Annotated in this window: 14 protein-coding genes; 6 read left to right on the forward strand and 8 right to left on the reverse strand. The window is 70.2% G+C overall.

The window, feature by feature from the left end; all coding sequences use genetic code 11:
• Nucleotides 1-74 precede the first annotated feature (74 nt).
• On the reverse strand, nucleotides 75-569 hold the full coding sequence (locus ACEYYH_RS11580; protein ID WP_374974550.1) for an MFS transporter permease: 495 nt from the start codon (nucleotides 567-569) through the stop codon (nucleotides 75-77).
• Between the two features lie 119 nt (nucleotides 570-688).
• On the opposite strand from ACEYYH_RS11580, the gene map reads away from it, so the two are divergent.
• The gene (gene map, locus ACEYYH_RS11585) at nucleotides 689-1,471 is read left to right on the forward strand and encodes a type I methionyl aminopeptidase (RefSeq protein ID WP_374974551.1); all 783 of its coding nucleotides are present in this window, start codon (nucleotides 689-691) and stop codon (nucleotides 1,469-1,471) included.
• Between the two features lie 26 nt (nucleotides 1,472-1,497).
• On the opposite strand, the gene glgX is transcribed toward map, so the two are convergent.
• Together glgX and ACEYYH_RS11595 are read right to left on the reverse strand one after the other, a co-directional pair.
• Nucleotides 1,498-3,699 (reverse strand): glycogen debranching protein GlgX, encoded by a 2,202-nt coding sequence (glgX, locus tag ACEYYH_RS11590; protein WP_374974552.1) that lies wholly within the window; start codon nucleotides 3,697-3,699, stop codon nucleotides 1,498-1,500.
• A gap of 63 nt (nucleotides 3,700-3,762) precedes the next feature.
• Nucleotides 3,763-5,175: an aminotransferase class V-fold PLP-dependent enzyme gene (locus ACEYYH_RS11595; protein ID WP_374974553.1), complete on the reverse strand. Its 1,413-nt coding sequence runs from the start codon at nucleotides 5,173-5,175 to the stop codon at nucleotides 3,763-3,765.
• 302 nt (nucleotides 5,176-5,477) lie between these two features.
• On the opposite strand from ACEYYH_RS11595, the gene nirB reads away from it, so the two are divergent.
• From nirB to ACEYYH_RS11615, 4 genes are read left to right on the forward strand one after another with little or no spacing between them, the layout of a single operon-like run.
• Entirely contained in the window at nucleotides 5,478-8,057 is a 2,580-nt protein-coding gene (gene nirB, locus ACEYYH_RS11600) for a nitrite reductase large subunit NirB (RefSeq protein ID WP_374974554.1), read from the forward strand.
• Entirely contained in the window at nucleotides 8,054-8,452 is a 399-nt protein-coding gene (gene nirD, locus ACEYYH_RS11605) for a nitrite reductase small subunit NirD (protein ID WP_374974555.1), read from the forward strand. Before nirB ends, nirD begins: the two co-directional genes overlap by 4 nt.
• The gene (cobA, locus tag ACEYYH_RS11610) at nucleotides 8,449-9,222 is read left to right on the forward strand and encodes a uroporphyrinogen-III C-methyltransferase (RefSeq protein ID WP_374974556.1); all 774 of its coding nucleotides are present in this window, start codon (nucleotides 8,449-8,451) and stop codon (nucleotides 9,220-9,222) included. Before nirD ends, cobA begins: the two co-directional genes overlap by 4 nt.
• A complete protein-coding gene (locus tag ACEYYH_RS11615) occupies nucleotides 9,219-10,355 on the forward strand; it encodes a uroporphyrinogen-III synthase (protein WP_374974557.1) in 1,137 nt (378 codons plus the stop codon). The genes cobA and ACEYYH_RS11615 overlap by 4 nt, the downstream gene beginning before the upstream one ends.
• A gap of 73 nt (nucleotides 10,356-10,428) precedes the next feature.
• Here the strand turns inward: ACEYYH_RS11615 and trmD are convergent, their stop codons facing one another.
• A complete protein-coding gene (trmD, locus tag ACEYYH_RS11620; RefSeq protein WP_374974558.1) occupies nucleotides 10,429-11,124 on the reverse strand; it encodes a tRNA (guanosine(37)-N1)-methyltransferase TrmD in 696 nt (231 codons plus the stop codon).
• A 181-nt stretch (nucleotides 11,125-11,305) separates the two neighbouring features.
• Between trmD and ACEYYH_RS11625 the strand changes: the two genes are divergently transcribed.
• Nucleotides 11,306-12,739, forward strand: coding sequence for an MFS transporter (locus ACEYYH_RS11625; protein WP_374974559.1), 1,434 nt, complete (start codon nucleotides 11,306-11,308; stop codon nucleotides 12,737-12,739).
• A gap of 230 nt (nucleotides 12,740-12,969) precedes the next feature.
• Here the strand turns inward: ACEYYH_RS11625 and ACEYYH_RS11630 are convergent, their stop codons facing one another.
• From ACEYYH_RS11630 to rpsP, 4 genes are all read right to left on the reverse strand, one after another.
• Entirely contained in the window at nucleotides 12,970-17,016 is a 4,047-nt protein-coding gene (locus tag ACEYYH_RS11630) for a molybdopterin-dependent oxidoreductase (protein ID WP_374974560.1), read from the reverse strand.
• A 101-nt stretch (nucleotides 17,017-17,117) separates the two neighbouring features.
• Nucleotides 17,118-17,774: a ribosome maturation factor RimM gene (rimM, locus tag ACEYYH_RS11635; protein WP_374974561.1), complete on the reverse strand. Its 657-nt coding sequence runs from the start codon at nucleotides 17,772-17,774 to the stop codon at nucleotides 17,118-17,120.
• A 1-nt stretch (nucleotide 17,775) separates the two neighbouring features.
• Entirely contained in the window at nucleotides 17,776-18,006 is a 231-nt protein-coding gene (locus tag ACEYYH_RS11640; RefSeq protein WP_374974562.1) for an RNA-binding protein, read from the reverse strand.
• 4 nt (nucleotides 18,007-18,010) lie between these two features.
• The gene (rpsP, locus tag ACEYYH_RS11645) at nucleotides 18,011-18,442 is read right to left on the reverse strand and encodes a 30S ribosomal protein S16 (protein WP_374974563.1); all 432 of its coding nucleotides are present in this window, start codon (nucleotides 18,440-18,442) and stop codon (nucleotides 18,011-18,013) included.
• Nucleotides 18,443-18,722 lie beyond the last annotated feature (280 nt).

The following is an 18,722-nucleotide window of genomic DNA, read 5'->3' on the forward strand; positions in this document are numbered from 1 at the left end:
GGTTCCCCTGAGGCAGAACCGGTCAGGGCACAAAGATCCATTCTGCCATGGATGCCGCACCCGGCCAAACCGCGTCAGCTCGCGGGCGGAGCCTGTCTCTCCGTGATGACGATGACCTCGCGCGCAGCGGCCTCCGGCGCGTCCGTCTGCGCAGGGATGTACGCCACCCCCTCGGAGGTGTGCAGCACGAACCGCGAGGGCCGCGCCTCGCTCCACAGCTGCCACAGCTCGAGCCAGAAGAGGCCCACGCCGGTGAGGATCGCGACGACCATCACGGGCGCCCACCACGCTTCGTCGAAGAAGCCGAGCGAGATCACGAGTCCGTGCCACACCGTGAATCCGAGCACATCCCACCAGGAGACGGCACGGTGCGCCCGCACCGTACCGCGGGCTCGCACCAGCAGCGTGAGCAGGAGCTGCCAGAGGAACACGCCCGGGATGGCGAGGAAGAGCACCCAGAGGAACGCCCACCCGCCGGCGTTGAACACGGCCCATCCGACGAGGAGCCACAGCGGCAGCAGGAAGGCGGCCGGGATCAGCCAGCCGAAGAATGCGCGACGCAGCCACATGCCACCGATGGTACGCCCGTGGGCGACCACGATGGTCCGCTTCCGCGTGCCGCGGGGCATCCTCACAGCCCCGCGCCGACGGGTCAGACAGAATGGAGGGGAACGAGAGGATCCACCACATGATCGAGTTGCGCACGCCTGCCGAGATCGAGGCGATGAAGCCCGCCGGGCGATTCGTCGCCGAGACCCTCGCGACGCTGCGCGACGAGACCAAGGTGGGCACGAACCTCCTCGCGATCGACCGTCGCGCGCACGATCTCATCCGCCGCGCCGGGGCGGAGTCGTGCTACATCGACTACCACCCGTCGTTCGGCGCCCGTCCCTTCGGGAAGGTCATCTGCACCTCCGTGAACGATGCGGTCCTGCACGGGCTCCCCTTCGACTACGCCCTGCGCGACGGCGACCTCATCTCGCTCGACTTCGCCGTGGCGGTCGACGGCTGGGTCGCGGACTCCGCGGTCTCGTTCGTCGTGGGCACCCCGCGCGACGAGGACCTCGCACTCATCGACACGACCGAGCGCGCGCTGGCGGCCGCCATCGGCGCGGCGACCGTGGGCAACCGCATCGGCGACATCTCCGCCTCCATCGCCGCGGTCGCACACGCCGACGGCTACTCGATCAACACCGACTTCGGCGGTCACGGCGTGGGCCGTGAGATGCACGGCGATCCGCACGTCGCGAATGACGGCAAGGCCGGCCGCGGCTACCCGCTTCGCGCGGGCCTGGTGCTCGCACTCGAGCCCTGGTTCCTCCAGACGACCGACGAGCTCGTCACCGACCCCGACGGCTGGACGCTGCGCTCGACCGACGGCTCGCGCGGCGCGCACTCCGAGCACACCGTCGCGATCACCGAGGCCGGCCCGATCGTCCTCACCGACCGCTCCTGGCTCGGCGTCGCCTGACTTCGCTGCGCACCTGACCGGACGGCTCAGGTGCGCAGCTCCGCGCGGGGTGCGTGCGCAGGTGTCGCGGCGGCGGCGACAGCCGCGAGCGACGCCGCCACCGAGTGATCGACCTCGCGCTCGACCCGCGGGTGCTCGCTCAGCACGACGAGCGACTTCGCGGCCAGCCCGAGCGTGTCGCCGGGCTTGATGAGCGCCGAGTCGGCCCGCTCCCCCGCCGTGTCGATGACGACCTCCCAGTCGGGGCTGAACTCGACCACCGGGATCCGGAAGTCGATGACGTCGTCGCCGGCGTTGAAGAGGACGATGAAGTGTCGATCCCGGATCGGTTCGCCTCGCCGGTCCTTCTCGCGGATGCCCTGACCATTGAGGAACACGCCGACGGCGCGGCCGAAGCCGGACTCCCAGTCATCGGGCTGCATGAGCGTCCCGTCGGGGCGCAGCCAGGCGATGTCCTGGATCGGAACGCCGACGTCACGCCGCACCGGGCGACCCTCGAAGAAGCGCCGGCGGCGGAACGTCGGATGGTCGCGTCGCAGCCGGCTCATCGCTGCCGTGAATTCGAGCAGCGGGCGGTCCGCAGCATCCCAATCGATCCAGGTGATCTCGTTGTCCTGCGCGTAGCCGTTGTTGTTCCCCTGCTGGGTGCGGCCGAGCTCGTCGCCGTGCAGCAGCATCGGCACTCCCTGACTGAGCATGAGCGTCGCGATGAAGTTTCGCTGCTGACGGGCGCGCATCGTCAGCACGGCGGGGTCGTCGGTCGGCCCCTCGACGCCGAAGTTGTCGGAGCGGTTGTCGTCGGCGCCGTCACGCCCGTCCTCGCCATTGGCCTCGTTGTGCTTCTCGTTGTACGACACGAGATCGCGCAGCGTGAACCCGTCGTGGGCCGTGACGAAATTGACGGATGCTACGGGCCGGCGCCCGGAGTGCTCGTACAGGTCGCTCGACCCGGTGAGGCGTGACGCGAACTCGCCCAGCGCCTGCGGCTCGCCGCGCCAGAAGTCGCGGACGGTGTCGCGGTACTTGCCGTTCCACTCGGTCCACTGGGGCGGGAAGTTGCCGACCTGGTACCCGCCGGGACCGACGTCCCACGGCTCGGCGATCAGCTTGACCTGCGACACGACCGGGTCCTGCTGAACGAGCTCGAAGAAGGTCGAGAGCCGGTCGACGTCGTAGAACTCGCGCGCGAGGGCCGAGGCGAGGTCGAACCGGAACCCGTCGACGTGCATCTCGAGCACCCAGTAGCGCAGGGAGTCCATGATGAGCTGCAGCGAGTGGGGGTTGCGCACATTGAGGCTGTTGCCGGTGCCGGTGTAGTCGGTGTAGTAGCGCTTGTCGTCGTCGAGCTTGTAGTACGCGGCGTTGTCGATGCCCCGCATCGAGAGCGTGGGCCCGAGGTGGTTGCCCTCGGCGGTGTGGTTGTAGACGACGTCGAGGATCACCTCGATGCCCGCGGCGTGGAGTGCGCGCACCATCCCCTTGAACTCCTGCACCTGCTGGCCGCGGTCGCCGGTCGCGGCGTAGCGGTTGTGCGGCGCGAAGTACGAGATGGAGTTGTAGCCCCAGTAGTTCGAGAGACCCTTGTCCTGCAGCACTGCGTCGTCGACGAACTGGTGCACCGGCATGAGCTCGATCGCCGTGACGCCGAGCTTCGTCAGGTGCTCGATGATCGCGGGGTGCGCGACGGCGCTGTAGGTGCCCCGCATGTCGTCCGGGATCGCCGGATGCCGCTCGGTGAGCCCGCGCACGTGCGCCTCGTAGATGAGCGTCTCGGAGTACGGCGTCCCGGGGCGGCGGTCGCCCGCCCAATCGAAGAACGGATTGACGACGACGCCCTTGATCATGTCGGCGGCGGAGTCCTCGTCATTGCGCGAGTCAGGGTCGCCGAAGGTGTACCCGTACACGGGCTGGCCCCACGTGACCGCGCCTTCGACCGCCTTCGCATAGGGGTCCAGGAGGAGCTTGGCGGGGTTGAAGCGCAGACCGTTCGCGGGGTCGTACGGGCCGTGCACGCGGTAGCCGTACCGCTGCCCGGGCTGGATGTTCGGCACGTACGTGTGCCACACGAACGCGTCGACCTCCACCAGATCGAGGCGGGTCTCGGCGCCGCGCTCGCCGAACAGGCAGAGTTCGACACGCTCGGCTCCCTCGCTGAACAATGCGAAGTTCGTTCCGCTCCCGTCGAACGTCGCTCCGAGCGGATATGCCGATCCCGGCCAGGTGTGCACGAATCTCCTCCTCGCCGTCGGGTCGGTACACCTTATCGGAGCGGGGTGGCCGAGCCGCGGAGCTCAGACCCGCCCGGCGATGTCCTCGACCGGACGCGGGGCGTCCCTGAGCGTGGCGGCGGCGATGAACCGCTCCGGGGTGTCGACGGCCTGCCGGACGGCATCGACCACGCGATCGACGTCTTCGGAGGTGTTGTAGACAGCGAAGCTCACCCGGCAGCTCGCGGGCGGGTCGATGCCGAGATCGTGGTGCGCGAGCGTCGCACAGTGGCACCCGGCCCGCGACTCGACGCCCTGGGTGTTGAGCGCCCGGGCGATGTCGAACGGCGAGTGCCCGTCGACGTTGAACGCCACGAGCGGCGTCCGCTCCCTCCCCCGTGGCACTCCGTAGACGTGGAGGCCGCCGACGTCCGCGAGCCCTTCCATGGCGCGCTGGGTGAGGGATGCCACGTGCTCGGCGACGATCCCCATCGCGGCGTCGACGGCCGACGAGCTCAGCGAGTCGTCCGTGCGGAACCATGCGCGTTCCGGATCCGCGCCGACCATGTCGACCAGGAGGCGGAGCGTCTGCGCCGACGCGATGACGCCGAGGATGTTGGGAGTGCCCGCGGAGAACTTCCACGGCAGCTCGTTGTACTCCACGCGGTCCGGGAAGACCCGGCCCTCGGCGATCATGTCGCCGCCGTACAGGAACGGCGGAAGGCTCTCGCGCAGGGTCTCTTTCGCGTGGAGGACTCCCACCCCGAAGGGCGCCAGCAGCTTGTGGAACGAGAACGCGACGAAGTCGGCGTCCATCGCCTGCACATCCACGCGGCCGCTCGCGAACCGCTGGGCGGCATCGACGAGGAGCAGGGCACCACGGCGGCCGTCCGGCTGGGAGTACCCGCCCGCGTCGGCGATCGCGCGCACCGCGTCCAGCGGCGGCTTCGTCCCGAGGAAGTTCGACCCGCCCGTGCAGCACACGAGCTTCGTGCGCGCATCGACAAGGCTCGCCAGGTGCTCGAGGTCGAGCTCCCCGGTCCCGTGGTCGAACCGTGCGAGCCGGCACTCCACCCGGCGGCCGAACCGCGGCAGGATCTCACGGCACAGCGCGTGCCACGGCACGTAGTTCGAGTTGTGCTCCATCAGCGTCGTGACGACGTTGTCGCCGTCGCGGAAGTCGGCCATCAGCGAGTACATCGCCGCGTTGATCGCCTCGGTCGTGCTGCGGTGCATCGAGAGGGTGTTCCGCGACGGCGCGTTGATCCACGTCGCGATGGTGTCGAAGGATGCCTCGAACATCTCGGTGGTGCGGATCGAGGCGTCGGACTGCCCGCGGTGGACGTTCTCGTAGGTCTCCGACAGATCGCGCAGCAGCTCGAACACGGCGAGCGGTGGCTGCGTGCTCGCCGCGTTGTTCGTCACGGTGCGGTCGCGGAGCGGGAACGCGAACTGAGAGCGGATCAGCTGGAGCTCGCGCGAAGCGAGGTTCCCCATGCAGCAGAGAATCCTCCCCTTCAGACCACACGGCAAGGGCATGGGCCCGCACGGGCGTGCTCCGCGCATGCGGCAGGGGCGCAGCATCCGTCCCGTTCTTCTCACTTCCCTGCCGCCGGCGGTGTGATCGAAACGTTCGCTCGGGGTAACCACCGGCGGTCGGGGCGTGAAACACCGCGCTCGTAGCGTCAGCATCACCGAGTCGTCCGCCCCGAGGAGGAGCCATGGCCCACCGCGACCGTGTCAACAGCCGGAAACACGACGCTGACGCTGACGCAACATCACCCGCGTACCGTGACGACATGAACGACGCCCCTGCCCTCGGCACCCACGTGGTGATCGTCGGCGCGGGCATGGTCGCGCACCGCTTCGTGGAGAGCCTGCTCAGCCGGGCCGGCGAGGAGTGGCGCATCACGCTCATCGGCGAGGAGGAACGCCACCCCTATGACCGGGTGGGGCTGACCGGCTTCTTCGCCGGCGCGTCGCCGGAAGACCTCGAACTCGAGCGCGCGGTGCTCGACGACGAGCGCGTGCGGTTCCTGCGTGGCGAGGCCGTCACCCGCATCGACCGCACTGCGCGCCGCGTCACGACCCGCAGCGGCACGAGCGTGGCGTACGACCGGCTCATCCTCGCGACGGGCTCGTACGCCGCGAAGCTCTCGGTCGACGGGTTCGGCCTCGAAGGCTGCTTCGTCTACCGCACGCTCGACGACGTCGAGAAGCTCGAGCAGTTCGTCCAGCAGCGTTCAGCGGAACTCGGGCGTCCGCTCGTGGGCACGGTCATCGGCGGCGGTCTCCTCGGCCTCGAGGCCGCGGGCGCGCTGCAGGGCCTCGACGTCGACTGCACCGTGGTGCAGTCCTCCGACCGGCTGATGTCGGCGCAGCTGGATCTGCCCGCGGGCAACGCACTGCGGCGCCTCATCGAGTCGCGCGGCATCGCGGTGAAGACGGAAGCCGTCACCACGCGTCTGGACCCCGACCGGTCGGGACAAGTCACCGGTCTCGAGTTCCGCGACGGCACGTACGCGCGCACCGACGTCGTGGTGTTCACCGTCGGCGTGCGACCGCGCGACGAGCTGGCGCGCAGCGCCGGCCTCGACGTCCACCCTCGCGGCGGTGTGCTGATCGACGCCGGCTGCCAGACCTCCGACCCCCGCGTGCTGGCGATCGGCGAGGTCGCGAACTTCGACGGAATGTGCGTCGGCCTCGTCGCCCCCGGATACGCCATGGCGGAGGTTGCGGCCACGCGTCTCCTCGGGGGCGAGGCATCCTTCCCCGGTTACGACCTGTCGACCAAGCTCAAGCTGTCGGGCGTCGATGTGGCCAGCTTCGGCGACGCGTTCGCCGAGACCCCCGGCGCACTCGACATCACCTATGCCGACCCGGTGGCCGGCGTCTACAAGAAGCTCGTGCTCTCGGACGACGCGAAGACGCTGCTCGGCGGCATCCTCGTCGGCGACGCTTCGGCATACGGCTCGCTCCGGCCGCTCGTCGGCGGCGCGCTGGGCGGCGACCCGGCGGCCTACCTCATGCCCGAGGGCGGCGTCGCCGCGCCGACCGGCGACCTCCCCGACGAGGCGCTCGTGTGCTCCTGCAACAGCGTCACCGCCGGGGCGATCCGCACCGCCGTCCACGAAGAGGGCTGCACGGATGTCGCGGCCGTCAAGTCCTGCACGAAGGCCGGTGCCGCGTGCGGCTCGTGCGTGATGATGGTCAAGAAGATCGTCGGCACCGAGCTCGCCAAGTCCGGTGCGGCGCTCAGCAACGCGATCTGCGAGCACTTCGACATGTCCCGTCGTCAGCTGTTCGACGCGGTCCGCGTGTCGGGCCTTGAGACCTTCAGCGCCGTCATCGAGCGCTTCGGAAACGGCCGCGGCTGCGACATCTGCAAGCCGGCCCTCGCCAGCATCCTGTCGACGCTCGTGCGCCGCCACGTGCTCGAGGGCGAGAACGCCACACTGCAGGACACCAACGACCACGTGATGGCGAACCTCCAGAAGGATGGCAGCTACTCGGTCGTCCCCCGCATCCCCGGCGGCGAGATCACGCCCGAAGGACTGCTCGTGATCGGCCGGGTCGCGAAGGACTTCGGCCTGTACACGAAGATCACCGGCGGCCAGCGCATCGACATGTTCGGCGCCCGCCTCGAGCAGCTGCCCGAGATCTGGAAGCAGCTCGTGGACGCCGGCTTCGAGTCGGGTCACGCGTACGGCAAGTCGCTGCGCACGGTGAAATCGTGCGTCGGCTCCACGTGGTGCCGCTACGGCGTGCAGGACTCGGTCGGCATGGCGGTGCAGCTCGAGCTGCGCTATCGCGGTCTGCGCTCACCGCACAAGATCAAGCTCGGCGTCTCGGGCTGCGCACGCGAGTGCGCGGAGGCGCGGGGCAAGGACGTCGGAGTGATCGCCACCGAGGCCGGCTGGAACATGTACGTCGGCGGCAACGGCGGGTTCACGCCTCGCCACGCGGTGCTCCTCGCCGAGGGCCTCAGCGACGACGAGCTGCTCACGGCGATCGACCGCTTCCTGATGTACTACATCTTCACGGCCGACCGGCTGCAGCGGACCGCACCGTGGTTCGAGGACCTCGACGGCGGCATCGAGGGTCTGCGCGAAGTGATCTTCGAAGACAGCCTGGGCATCTGCGCCGACCTCGACGCCGCGATGGCCGCCCACCTCGACTCGTACGAGGACGAGTGGAAGGCGACTCTCGAAGACCCCGAGAAGCTCCGCCGGTTCGCGTCGTTCGTCAACGCCCCGACCACGCCCGACCCCTCGCTGGCCTACACGGCCGAGCGGGGCCAGCCCCGACCCGCCACCGAGGACGAGCGCGCCGACTCGCGCGTGCTCATCGCCGGAACGACCCTGGAGGTGCGCCGATGACCCTCGTCGACCCGCAGACGGCCGAGTACACCGCCCCCGACGGCTGGGTGCGCGTGTGCGCGCTCGACGACCTCGAGGTCGAACGAGGCCGTGCCGCCCTCCTGGGCGGCACGCAGATCGCGCTGTTCCTGCTCCACGGCCCCGACGGCTCGGCGGGCCGCGTCCACGCCGTCTCGAACCTCGATCCCTACAGCCGCGCGCACGTCATCTCGCGCGGCATCGTCGGCACCCGCCAGGACGTCCCCACGGTCGCCTCGCCGATGTACAAGCAGGTCTTCGATCTGCGCACCGGCGTCTGCCTCGACACACAGGGCAAGGAGCCGAAGAGCCTCCACGTCTGGCCCGTGGCGATCGACGACGGCCACGTCCTGGTCCGCTGGGAGGGCGAACGATGACCGGGCGGGCGAACCAGCCTATCGGGCGCGTCGACCTCATCGGCGGCGGTCCCGGGCCCATCGACCTGCTCACGCTGCGGGCGTGGCGCCTCCTGACGAGGGCGGAGGTCGTCGTGATGGACCGTCTCGGTCCGACCGACATCCGCGACCACGTCGGCCCGGACGTCGAAATCATCGACGTCGGCAAGCTCCCCGGCCACCACCCGGTGCCGCAGGACGAGATCAACGAGATCCTCGTCGCCCGCGCCCGCGCCGGCAAGCGCGTGGTGCGTCTCAAGGGCGGCGACCCCTTCGTGTTCGGCCGCGGCGGCGAAGAGGTCGCCGCCTGCCTGGCCGCCGGCATCCCGGTCGACGTCGTTCCCGGAATCTCCAGCGCTGTCGCGGTGCCCCAGGCGGCCGGCATCCCGATCACCCATCGCGGTGTCGCGGGAGCGGTGCACATCATGAACGGCCCCTCGGAAGTGACCGAGGCCACGCTCGCCGCTCTCCGCGACGACTCCGTGACGACGGTCATCCTCATGGGCGTCGGCGCTCTGCCCCGCATCGTCTCGGACGCCCTGCACGCCGGGGTGCCGGCCGACCGACCCGTCGCGATCGTCGAGCGCGGCCACCACCGCGATCAGCGCACCACCCGCAGTACTCTAGGGTCGGTCGTGGTCGACGCGGGCCTCGCCGGTGTGCGCAACCCCGCGGTCATCGTGGTCGGCGAGGTCGCTCGCGCCGGGCTGCTGCTTCCCGACCCCCAACTGGCAGGTGACATCGTCCTTTGAGCTCCACCCCACGCCCCACCCTCTCGGCCGCTCTCGACGGCTGCACGATCGTCATCGCCGTCGATCGCCGCTCGTCCGAGCTCGCCGCAGCGCTCGAGCGTCACGGCGCGCAGGTGCGCCACGCCCCCGCGCTGACGATCGTGCCCCACATCGACGACGACGCCCTGATCGCGGCGACGCGCGAACTCATCGAGCAGCAGCCTGACGTCGTCGTCGCCACGACCGGCGTGGGCTTCCGCGGCTGGATGGAGGCCGCCGACGAAGCCGGATTGCTCGACGACCTCCACGCCGCGCTCTCCCGCGCCCAGATCGTCGCGCGGGGGCCGAAGGCGCGGGGAGCGATCCAGCAGGCCGGCCTCACGGCCGACTGGGTGGCGGAGTCGGAGACCTCCGCGGAGCTGGGCGAGTTCCTCCTCGCCGAAGGCGTCGCGGGCAAGCGCGTGGCGGTCCAGCACCACGGCTCGGGGGCCGACGGCCTCGACGAGCTGTTCGAGGGCGCGGGCGCCGACGTGGTGAGCCTCACCGTGTACCGGTGGGGTCCTCCCCCCGACCCTGCCGCGGTCTCGCGCTCCGTCGTCGCGGCGGCGCAGGGCGAGGTCGACGCGGTGCTGTTCACGTCCGCTCCGGGCGCGGCGGAGTGGATCGCCGCGGGGCGGAACGAGGGCGTGCTCGACGACATCGTCGATCGCGAGGCGGAAGGACGCCTGCTCATGGCGGCGGTCGGACCGATCACCGCCGGCCCGCTGCAGGATGCGGGCCTTCGGCCGCTCATCGCCGAGCGCGGGCGCCTCGGCTCACTCGTGCGGGCCGTCGTCACGCACTACGGCGGGGGCGGCGCGGCGTCGCTGCCGACCTCGGCGGGGCGTCTCGAGCTGCGCAGCACGGGCATCGTGCTCGACGGCCGCCACATCCCGCTGTCGCGCAGCGCCACCGACATCATCGCGGCGCTGTTCGACGCTCACGGCGGGGTCGTGTCGCGGCCTCGCCTGCAGGCGGCGCTTCCGCGATCGGGCGAGAACACGCACGCCGTGGAGATGGCCGTGGCGCGGCTCCGCGAGTCGCTGGGCGTGCCCGACCTCGTGAAGACCGTGGTCAAGCGCGGCTACCGGCTCAACGTCATCGACCCCGCCTGACCCCCCGAGAAGGATGACACCGTCTCACACCGCGCGAGGCATCGTGCGACGGGCGCGCGGCATCCGTCCGCGTTCAGGCCGCCGGATCCGGCTCCTGCAGCAGGTCGGGCCGGTGCGCCCGGGTGCGCTCCAGGCTCTGCTCGTGCCGCCACGCGGCGATCGCACCGTGGTTGCCGCTGAGCAGCACCGGCGGCACTTCGTGCCCGCGCCAGTCGGCGGGCTTCGTGTAGCTCGGGTACTCGAGCAGACCCAGCTCGTGCGACTCCTCGACGAGGCTCTCGGGGTTTCCGACGACACCGGGGATCAGCCGCGACACCGCCTCGATCACCGCCATCGCGGCGACCTCTCCCCCGTTGAGCACGTAGTCGCCGAGGCTCACCAGCCGCACGCGCCCGCGCGCCGAGTAGTGGTCCACGACGCGCTGGTCGATGCCCTCGTAGCGCCCGCAGGCGAACACGAGGTGCTTCTCATCGGCGAGCTCGCGGGCCATCGGCTGCGAGAACAGCTCGCCGGCGGGCGACGGCACCAGCAGCACGGCGTCGTCGCTCAGCATCTCGTCGAGCGCCTCACCCCAGGGCTCGGGCTTCATGACCATGCCCGCGCCGCCTCCGTAGGGGGTGTCGTCGACGGTGCGGTGGCGATCGTGGGTCCAGTCCCGCAGATCGTGGACATGCATGTCGAGGATGCCGCGATCCCGCGCCTTCCCGATCAGCGAGACGCCGAGCACGTCGAAGAACGTCGGGAAGATCGTGACGATGTCGACGCGCATGCCTTCGAGTGTAGAAGCCCCGCGTGTTTCCGACGTGTGACGGCGCGTCCACCTCGGCCCGCGGCATCCGTGATCGAGAAGTGACGGAGAGGTAACCGGGTGGGCAGACGGGCCGAAACACCGCGTCCCTAACGTGGAGACACACTCACCCCCAAGTGTCCGCTCACCTCAGGGAGGCGCCATGACCACGACCGATACACCGTCGATGACGGATACCGCTGCTCCATCCCGCACCATCGCCCCGGCCGACACGCCGGTCACCCTCACCCATCGCCCCGGCCGCTGGATCGACGGCTGGAACGCCGAGAACCCGACATTCTGGGCGGCTTCGGGCCGCGCGATCGCCCGCCGCAACCTCGGCTGGTCCATCTTCGCCGAGTTCCTCGGGTTCATCATCTGGCAGCTCTGGAGCATCGTCGTCGTGATGCTGCCGGCCGCAGGATTCCAGCTCACCAGCTCGGAGTCGTTCTGGCTCATCTCGCTGCCGAGCCTCGTCGGCGCCACGCTGCGCTTCCCGTACACGTTCATGGTCGCGATCTTCGGCGGCCGCAACTGGACGATCGTGTCGGCGGGCCTGCTGCTCATCCCGGCGGTGCTCCTCGGCATCGTCGTCGCGAACCCCGAGACCCCGTTCGGCGTGCTGCTGCTCGTCGCCGCCCTCGGCGGGGTCGGCGGCGGCAACTTCGCGAGCTCGATGGCCAACATCACCTACTTCTTCCCGCAGAAGGAGAAGGGCTGGGCCCTCGGACTGAACGCCGCCGGCGGCAACCTCGGCACGTCGGTCGCGCAGTTCGCCGTGCCGATCGCGGTGACCATCGGTGCCGGCGCGACCCTCAACATCTCGCTCGCCGGCTGGATGTGGATCCCGCTCATCCTCGTCGCGATGTGGGGCGCATGGCGCTACATGGACAACCTGTCGTCGGCCAAGGCGGACTTCGGCAGCTCCGCCGCGGCGCTGCGCGAACCTCACCTGTGGATCATGGCGGTGCTCTACATCGGCACCTTCGGCTCGTTCATCGGATTCGCGAGCGTCTTCCCGAAGCTCATCGCCGACCAGTTCCCCGAGTTCTCGACGATCCAGGTCGGACAGGCGGCCGTCTCGCTGGCCTTCCTCGGCGCGCTCGTCGGCTCGCTCGCACGCCCGTACGGCGGCAAGCTCGCCGATCGGTTCGGCGGCGCACGCGTCACCGTCGGCGCCTTCTCGGTCATGGCTCTCGGCGCGCTGGCGCTCGTCTGGACGCTGCCGATGCACAACTTCGTGGTGTTCCTCGGGTGCTTCCTCGTGCTGTTCGCGGCCACCGGAATGGGCAACGGCTCGACCTACCGCATGATCCCGAGCATCTTCGCCGCCCGCTCGCAGGCGCGGGGCTACGAGCCCGGCACGCCGGACGCCACGAAGATGATCCGCAAGGCGGCCGCGGCGCTCGGGCTGATCTCGGCGATCGGCGCCTACGGCGGGTTCCTCGTGCCGCAGGTGCTCAACGCGTCCCAGCTCGCCACGGGCGGCTACCAGGCAGCGTTCTACGGCTTCGTCGCCGCGTACGTCGGGCTCCTGCTGCTCACGGTGTTCGTGTACGTGATCCCGCGGAAGTCGCTCGCGAAGCAGCGCATCTGACCGCACCTGCTCTGACGGAGAGCGGATGCCTCGACCCCGAGGCATCCGCTCTTCTGCGTGTCCGCCGGCATCGTCGTAGATGGAGTTCGTCCGTCACAGATGCACGCGACCGTCGCTGATCGGCGTACATCTGTGGCGAACGAGCGGGGGGTGAGGGCGGTCGCGAAGCGACAGTCGGTCGAGGACGCAAGGAAGAGCCGGATCTCACGCAGCGTCGGCGAGGGCTGAGCTCAGTAGACGTCGCGGACGTAGCGCTCGTCGGCGGCGAGGCCTCGCACGTACTCGGCGGCGGCCTCCTCGGAGAGCTTGCCGTGCTGCTGCGCGATCGCGACGAGGGTCGCGTCGACGTCCTTTGCCATGCGCATCGCGTCGCCGCACACGTACACGTGCGCGCCGTCGTCCTGGAGCCAGCGCCACAGGTGCGCGCCGTGCTCGACCATGCGGTCCTGCACGTAGATCTTCTGCCGCTGGTCGCGCGAGAACGCGACGTCGAGGCGCGTGAGGAACCCGTCCTCGCGCATCTCATCGAGTTCGTCGCGGTAGTAGAAGTCGCTCGCTGCGTGCTGCTCGCCGAAGAACAGCCAGTTGCGGCCGGTGTGGCCGTCGGCGCGGCGGTCGTGCAGGAACGCGCGGAACGGCGCGATCCCCGTGCCGGGACCGATCATGATCATCGGCGTGTCGCCGGCCGCCGGCGGGCGGAACGCGGGCGAGCGCTGCAGGTAAACGGGCGCCGCCGGCGCGTCGCCATCCGCGAGGAACGTCGAGCACACGCCGCCGCGCGCGCGTCCGGAGTCGGTCTCGAATCGCACCACCGAGACGGTGAGCTCCACCGTGTCGGGGTCGGCCTTGGGGCTCGATGAGATCGAGTACTGGCGGGGCTGCAGGCGCTTCAGCACGCGGGCCCAGTCGGACGCGGTGGCCCGCACCGGGAAATCGCGCACGAGGTCGACCGCCTGCTGGCTCCACAGGAACTGCTCGAGACGGCCCTTGTTCTCACGGCGCAGGAGCCCGGTGAGCATGCTGTCGCCGCTGCGCTCCGCGATGAAGCGCACCAGGTCTACGGGGGTCTTCGTGATGTCGAGCCGTGTCCGCAGGGCGTCGGCGAAGGTGCGCTCCTCGCCGTCGATCTCCACGATCTCCAGCGGGGCGATGCCGGTCGCGTCGAGCCACTCCGCGACGACGGACGGCGCGTTGGCGCAGACGACGCCGAGCGAGTCGCCGGCCTCGTACGTCGCGCCCGAGTCCGAGAGGTCGAACGCGAAGCGCCGCACCTCCTTCTGCGACCCCGGCCCGCTCAGCAGCTCGTTGCGTACGAGGGGCGCCTGCACCGGGTTGCCCCGGCTGAACAGCCGCTTCGCCGGCGGCGCCTGCACGGAGACGGATGCCGCACCCGTCGTCCCCTCCGCGGCCAGCGTGTCGAGGATCTGGGCCAGCCACGCCTCGCGCGGTTCGTCGGCGTCGGGCTCGAGGTCGACCCGGTCGAGGAGCGCCGTCGCGCCGAGCTCACCCAGACGCGTGTCGAACCGGCGGCCGTGGCCGCAGAAGTCGTCGTAGTTCGAATCGCCGAGCGCGAGAACCGCGTAGCGGAGCCCCGACAGCTCCGGCGCGCCATCGGCGTTGAGCTCGTGCCAGAGGGCGGCCGCGTTGTCGGGCGGCCCGCCGTCGCCGAACGTGGAGGTGACCACGAGCAGGCGTTTCACCGCTGTCAGGTCCGTGGCGCGCAGTTCCGCCATGCTCCGAGCACGCGCGGGGATGCCGCGGGCACCGAGCGCCGCGGTCGCCGCCGTGGCGAACTGCTCGGCGTTGCCCGTCTGCGAGCCCCACAGCACCACGACCTCGTCCAGGGCCTCGGCCGTGGCCATCCCGACGGACGTGCGCGAGAACGCCCCCGCGAGCACGCCGTCGAACCATGCGCGCGCGAGCGCGCCGAGAGGCGCCTCGGCCGGCAGTACCGGCACCTCGCCGGGCGCCAGGACCACCGACCGCACCGTCGAGAGGAATCCCGCGAGGTAGGCGCCCTCGAGATCGTTCAGCTCCGGCGGCGCGAGGGCGACGCCGGCGCTCGCCAGTGCCTGGTCGGCGGACAAGGTCGACGATCCCGGTCCCCCGACGGCCGGGCCGACCCGGCGAAGCGTGACCGCGGCGAATTTGAACTCGGGCTGCGACGACAGGGGGTCGACCGCGTCGCTGGTCACGGCATTGACGGTGACGTATTCGCCGTGCTCATCGTTCCAGTGGAAGGGCGCGAACAGTCCGCCGGGCTGCACGCGGTCGGTGAGCACCGCGGGCACGACGAACCGCCCGCGGCGCGACGCGACCTCGACCTGGTCGCCTTCCGCGATCCCGAGCCTCTCCGCATCGGACGGGTGCACTTCCACGAACGGGCCGGGGTGCAGCTTCGCGAGCTTGGCGACCCGGCCGGTCTTCGTGAGCGTGTGCCAGTGGTGCGGCAGCCGCCCGGTGTTGAGGACCCAGGGGTAGTCGTCGTCCGGCAGCTCCGCCGGGGCGACGTGCGGTCGCGCGAGGAACTGGGCGCGCCGTGAGGGCGTCGCGAAGGCGAGGCGGGGCACCGTGCCGTCGTCCTCGACGTGCAGCGACTGGCTCACCCCGTCATTGATGTACCGGATCGGATGCCGCGTCTGAGCGTCGTCCGGAGGCGCGGGCCACTGCACCGGCGTCTCGCGCAGGCGTTCGTAGGTCACCCCCCGCAGGTCCCAGCCGGTCTGCGGGTTCCAGAAGCGGCGGATCTCGTCGAACACCTCGGCGCTCGAGGCGAAGTCGAACCCGTCGAAGCCCATGGCCCGGGCGATCTGGCAGATCGTCAGCCAGTCCGGCTGCGCTTCGCCGGGGGCGGGGACGACGTCGCGCACGAGCGTCAGGGTGCGGTCGCTGTTGACCATGACGCCGTCGGCTTCCACCCACAGCGTGGCCGGCAGCAGGATGTCGGCGTACGCGGTGGTGGCGGTCTCGGTGTAGACGTCCTGCGCGATGACGAGCTCGGCGGTCTCGAGCGCCTCGATCACCGTCTTGCGGTTGGCGACGGAGGCGACCGGGTTGCTGCAGATGATCCAGACGGCCTTGATCTCGCCATCCGCCGCGCGGCGGAACATGTCGATCGTGCCCGAGCCCGACTCCGCGCGGATCGCGCCGGGTTCGAGGTCCCAGATCTCCTCCGCGAACGCGCGGTCCGGTGCACTGAACACGGCGCGCTGTCCGGGAAGCCCGGGGCCCATGTACCCCATCTCGCGCCCGCCCATCGCGTTCGGCTGGCCGGTGAGCGAGAACGGACCGCTGCCGGGCCTGCAGATCGCGCCGGTCGCGAGGTGCAGGTTGCAGATGGCGTTCGTCGACCATGTGCCGTGCGTGGACTGATTGAGGCCCATCGTCCACAGCGTCATCCACTCGCCGGCCTCGCCGATCCAGCGGGCGGCGGTGCGGATGTCGTCTTCGGCGAGTCCGGTGAGCTCTGCGACGTGCGCCGGCGGGTACTCGGCGAGGAGCTCGGCCATGTGCTCCCAGCCCTCGGTGTGAGCGGCGATGAACTCCTCGTCGATGTCGCGGGCCTCCACCAGCAGGTGGAGGAGACCGTTCAGGAGCGCGAGATCTGTGCCGGGCTGGATCTGCAGGAACAGGTCGGCGCGCTCGGCGGTGGTCGTGCGACGCGGATCGACGACGATGAGCTTCGCGCCCTGCTTCAGACGGTCGGCCATGCGCAGGAACAGGATCGGGTGGCAGTCGGCCGTGTTCGAGCCGATCACGAAGAACAGGTCGGCGCGGTCGAAATCCTCGTACGACCCGGGCGGGCCGTCGGCTCCAAGAGACTGCTTGTAGCCGGTTCCGGCCGACGCCATGCACAGCCGCGAGTTCGACTCGATGTGGATCCCGCGCAGGTACCCCTTGACGAGCTTGTTCGAGAGGTACTGCGCCTCCATGCTCATCTGCCCCGACACGTACAGCGCGATCGCATCGGGTCCGTGCTCGTCGAGGATCGCGCGGAGGCGGGCGGCAGCATCCGTCACCGCATCAGCGACCGGTACCGGCGCCGCCGGCTCGCCGCGAGAGGCCCGCACGTGGGCGGACGTCATGCGACCCGGAGCCTGCATGAGCTCGGCGTGGGTCGCGCCCTTGGTGCACAGTCGGCCGGCGTTCGTGGGGTGCGCGCGGTCGCCCGCCACCTTCGCGATGGCGAGAGGATTCCCCGCTCCCCCGTCCGCGGTCGTCACCGAGATACCGCAGCCGACGCCGCAGTAGGAGCACACGGTGCGGACTTCGACCATGCCTTCGATGGTCCCGGATGGAGATTCCGGCGCGTTTCCCGCCGTGTTTCCCCCAGATCACATCTGCCGCACGCTCACCGGGAGCCCGTAGTGAAGAGTCGTCAGTCGGTGGAGTCGTCAGGGTCGGCCGCGGAGTCCGACTGCGCCTCGTCGGCCTCGTCGGGGATCTCTTCGAAGAGTCCTGCCGGCGGCGTCACGATGACGCGTCCGCCCGCGATGTCGACCTCAGGCACGATCGCCTTGACGAACGGGACGAGGATCTCTTCGTCCCGCACCTTCACGATGAGAAGGTCCTGCGAGGGGAAGTGATCGACACGTGCGACCTTGCCGACGGTCTGACCGTCGCGCACGACGTCCAGCCCGACGAGCTGGTGATCGAACCAGGCATCCTCCTCGGCGGGCGAGGCCTGGATGTCCTCGTCGACCCAGAGGATCGCGCGGATGAGCCCCTCGGCGGCGTCGCGGTCATCGACGCCCTCGAAGAAGGCCACCGGGTGGCTGTTCATCCACTTGAACTCGCGCACCGTGAGCGGCTTGCCGTGCCACGGCGACGACTCGGGCACCTGGAGGGTGAACGTCGCACCGGGGACGAAACGGCCCTCGGGGTCGTCGGTGTACAGCTCGAGCTTGATCGCGCCCTTCAGGCCGTGCGCCTTCACGAGGCGGCCGACCCGGAGCTGCGTCTTGCCCGCGGGCGGAATTGCGTTCACGGGCTTGCGGGCGTCAGCGCCCGATCCCGTGGTGTCGCCGGCGGACACCTCAGTCGTCCGCGACGTCGACGCGCACGCGGCGGCCGTCGGCGAGGGCAGCGATGAGGGTGCGCAGGGCTTTGGCCGTGCGGCCGCCGCGCCCGATCACGCGACCCCGGTCGTCGGGGTGGACGTGCACCTCGAGCACGTCGCCTCGCGGCGAGGTGGACGAGTCGATGCGGACGTCGTCCGGGTGATCGACGATCCCCTTGACGACGTGTTCGAGCGCGGCGGCGAGCAACGGATTACTCGGCGGACTCGGCGGCCTCGTCGGCCGCGTCGGTCGCCTCGTCGGCGGGAGCCTCAGCGGGCTCCTCGGCCTTCTTCTCAGCCTTCGGCTTGATGACCGACTTCTTCGAGGCGTCGACCTCGTATGCGGTCTTGTCCTCGCGGGTCTTCACGGTCGAGACCGCGTTCTTGTCGCCCTTGAACTGACCCCAGTCGCCGGTCAGCTTGAGGATGGCGAGCACCTGCTCGGTCGGCTGGGCGCCGACCGACAGCCAGTACTGCGCGCGCTCCGAGTCGACCTCGATGAACGAGGGCTCCTCGGTGGGGTGGTACTTGCCGATCTCCTCGATGACACGACCGTCGCGCTTGGTGCGCGAGTCGGCCACGACGATGCGGTAGTAGGGCGCACGGATCTTGCCGAGGCGCTTGAGACGAATCTTGACAGCCACGATTCTCCTGAATGTGTGGAAAGTGATTGAACCGGTCGCCTGGAGAGTGGGGTGCACACCCGGCGGAAGCTCTGAAGGAGGATCTCCGCGCTGGATAGAGGGTCGAGCGGGTGATCCAGCCCACAATTCTTCCATATCGCAGGAGCTCCCGCGAACACCCCGCCCGCCAGAACGCAGGAGCTCCCGCGAACACCCCGCCCGCCAGAACGCAGGAGCCCCCCGCGAACACCCCGCCCGCCAGAACGCAGGAGCCCCCGCGAACACCCCGCCCGCCAGATGT

Source organism: Microbacterium trichothecenolyticum (assembly GCF_041938625.1).
Classification (GTDB): Bacteria; Actinomycetota; Actinomycetes; order Actinomycetales; family Microbacteriaceae; genus Microbacterium; species Microbacterium trichothecenolyticum_D.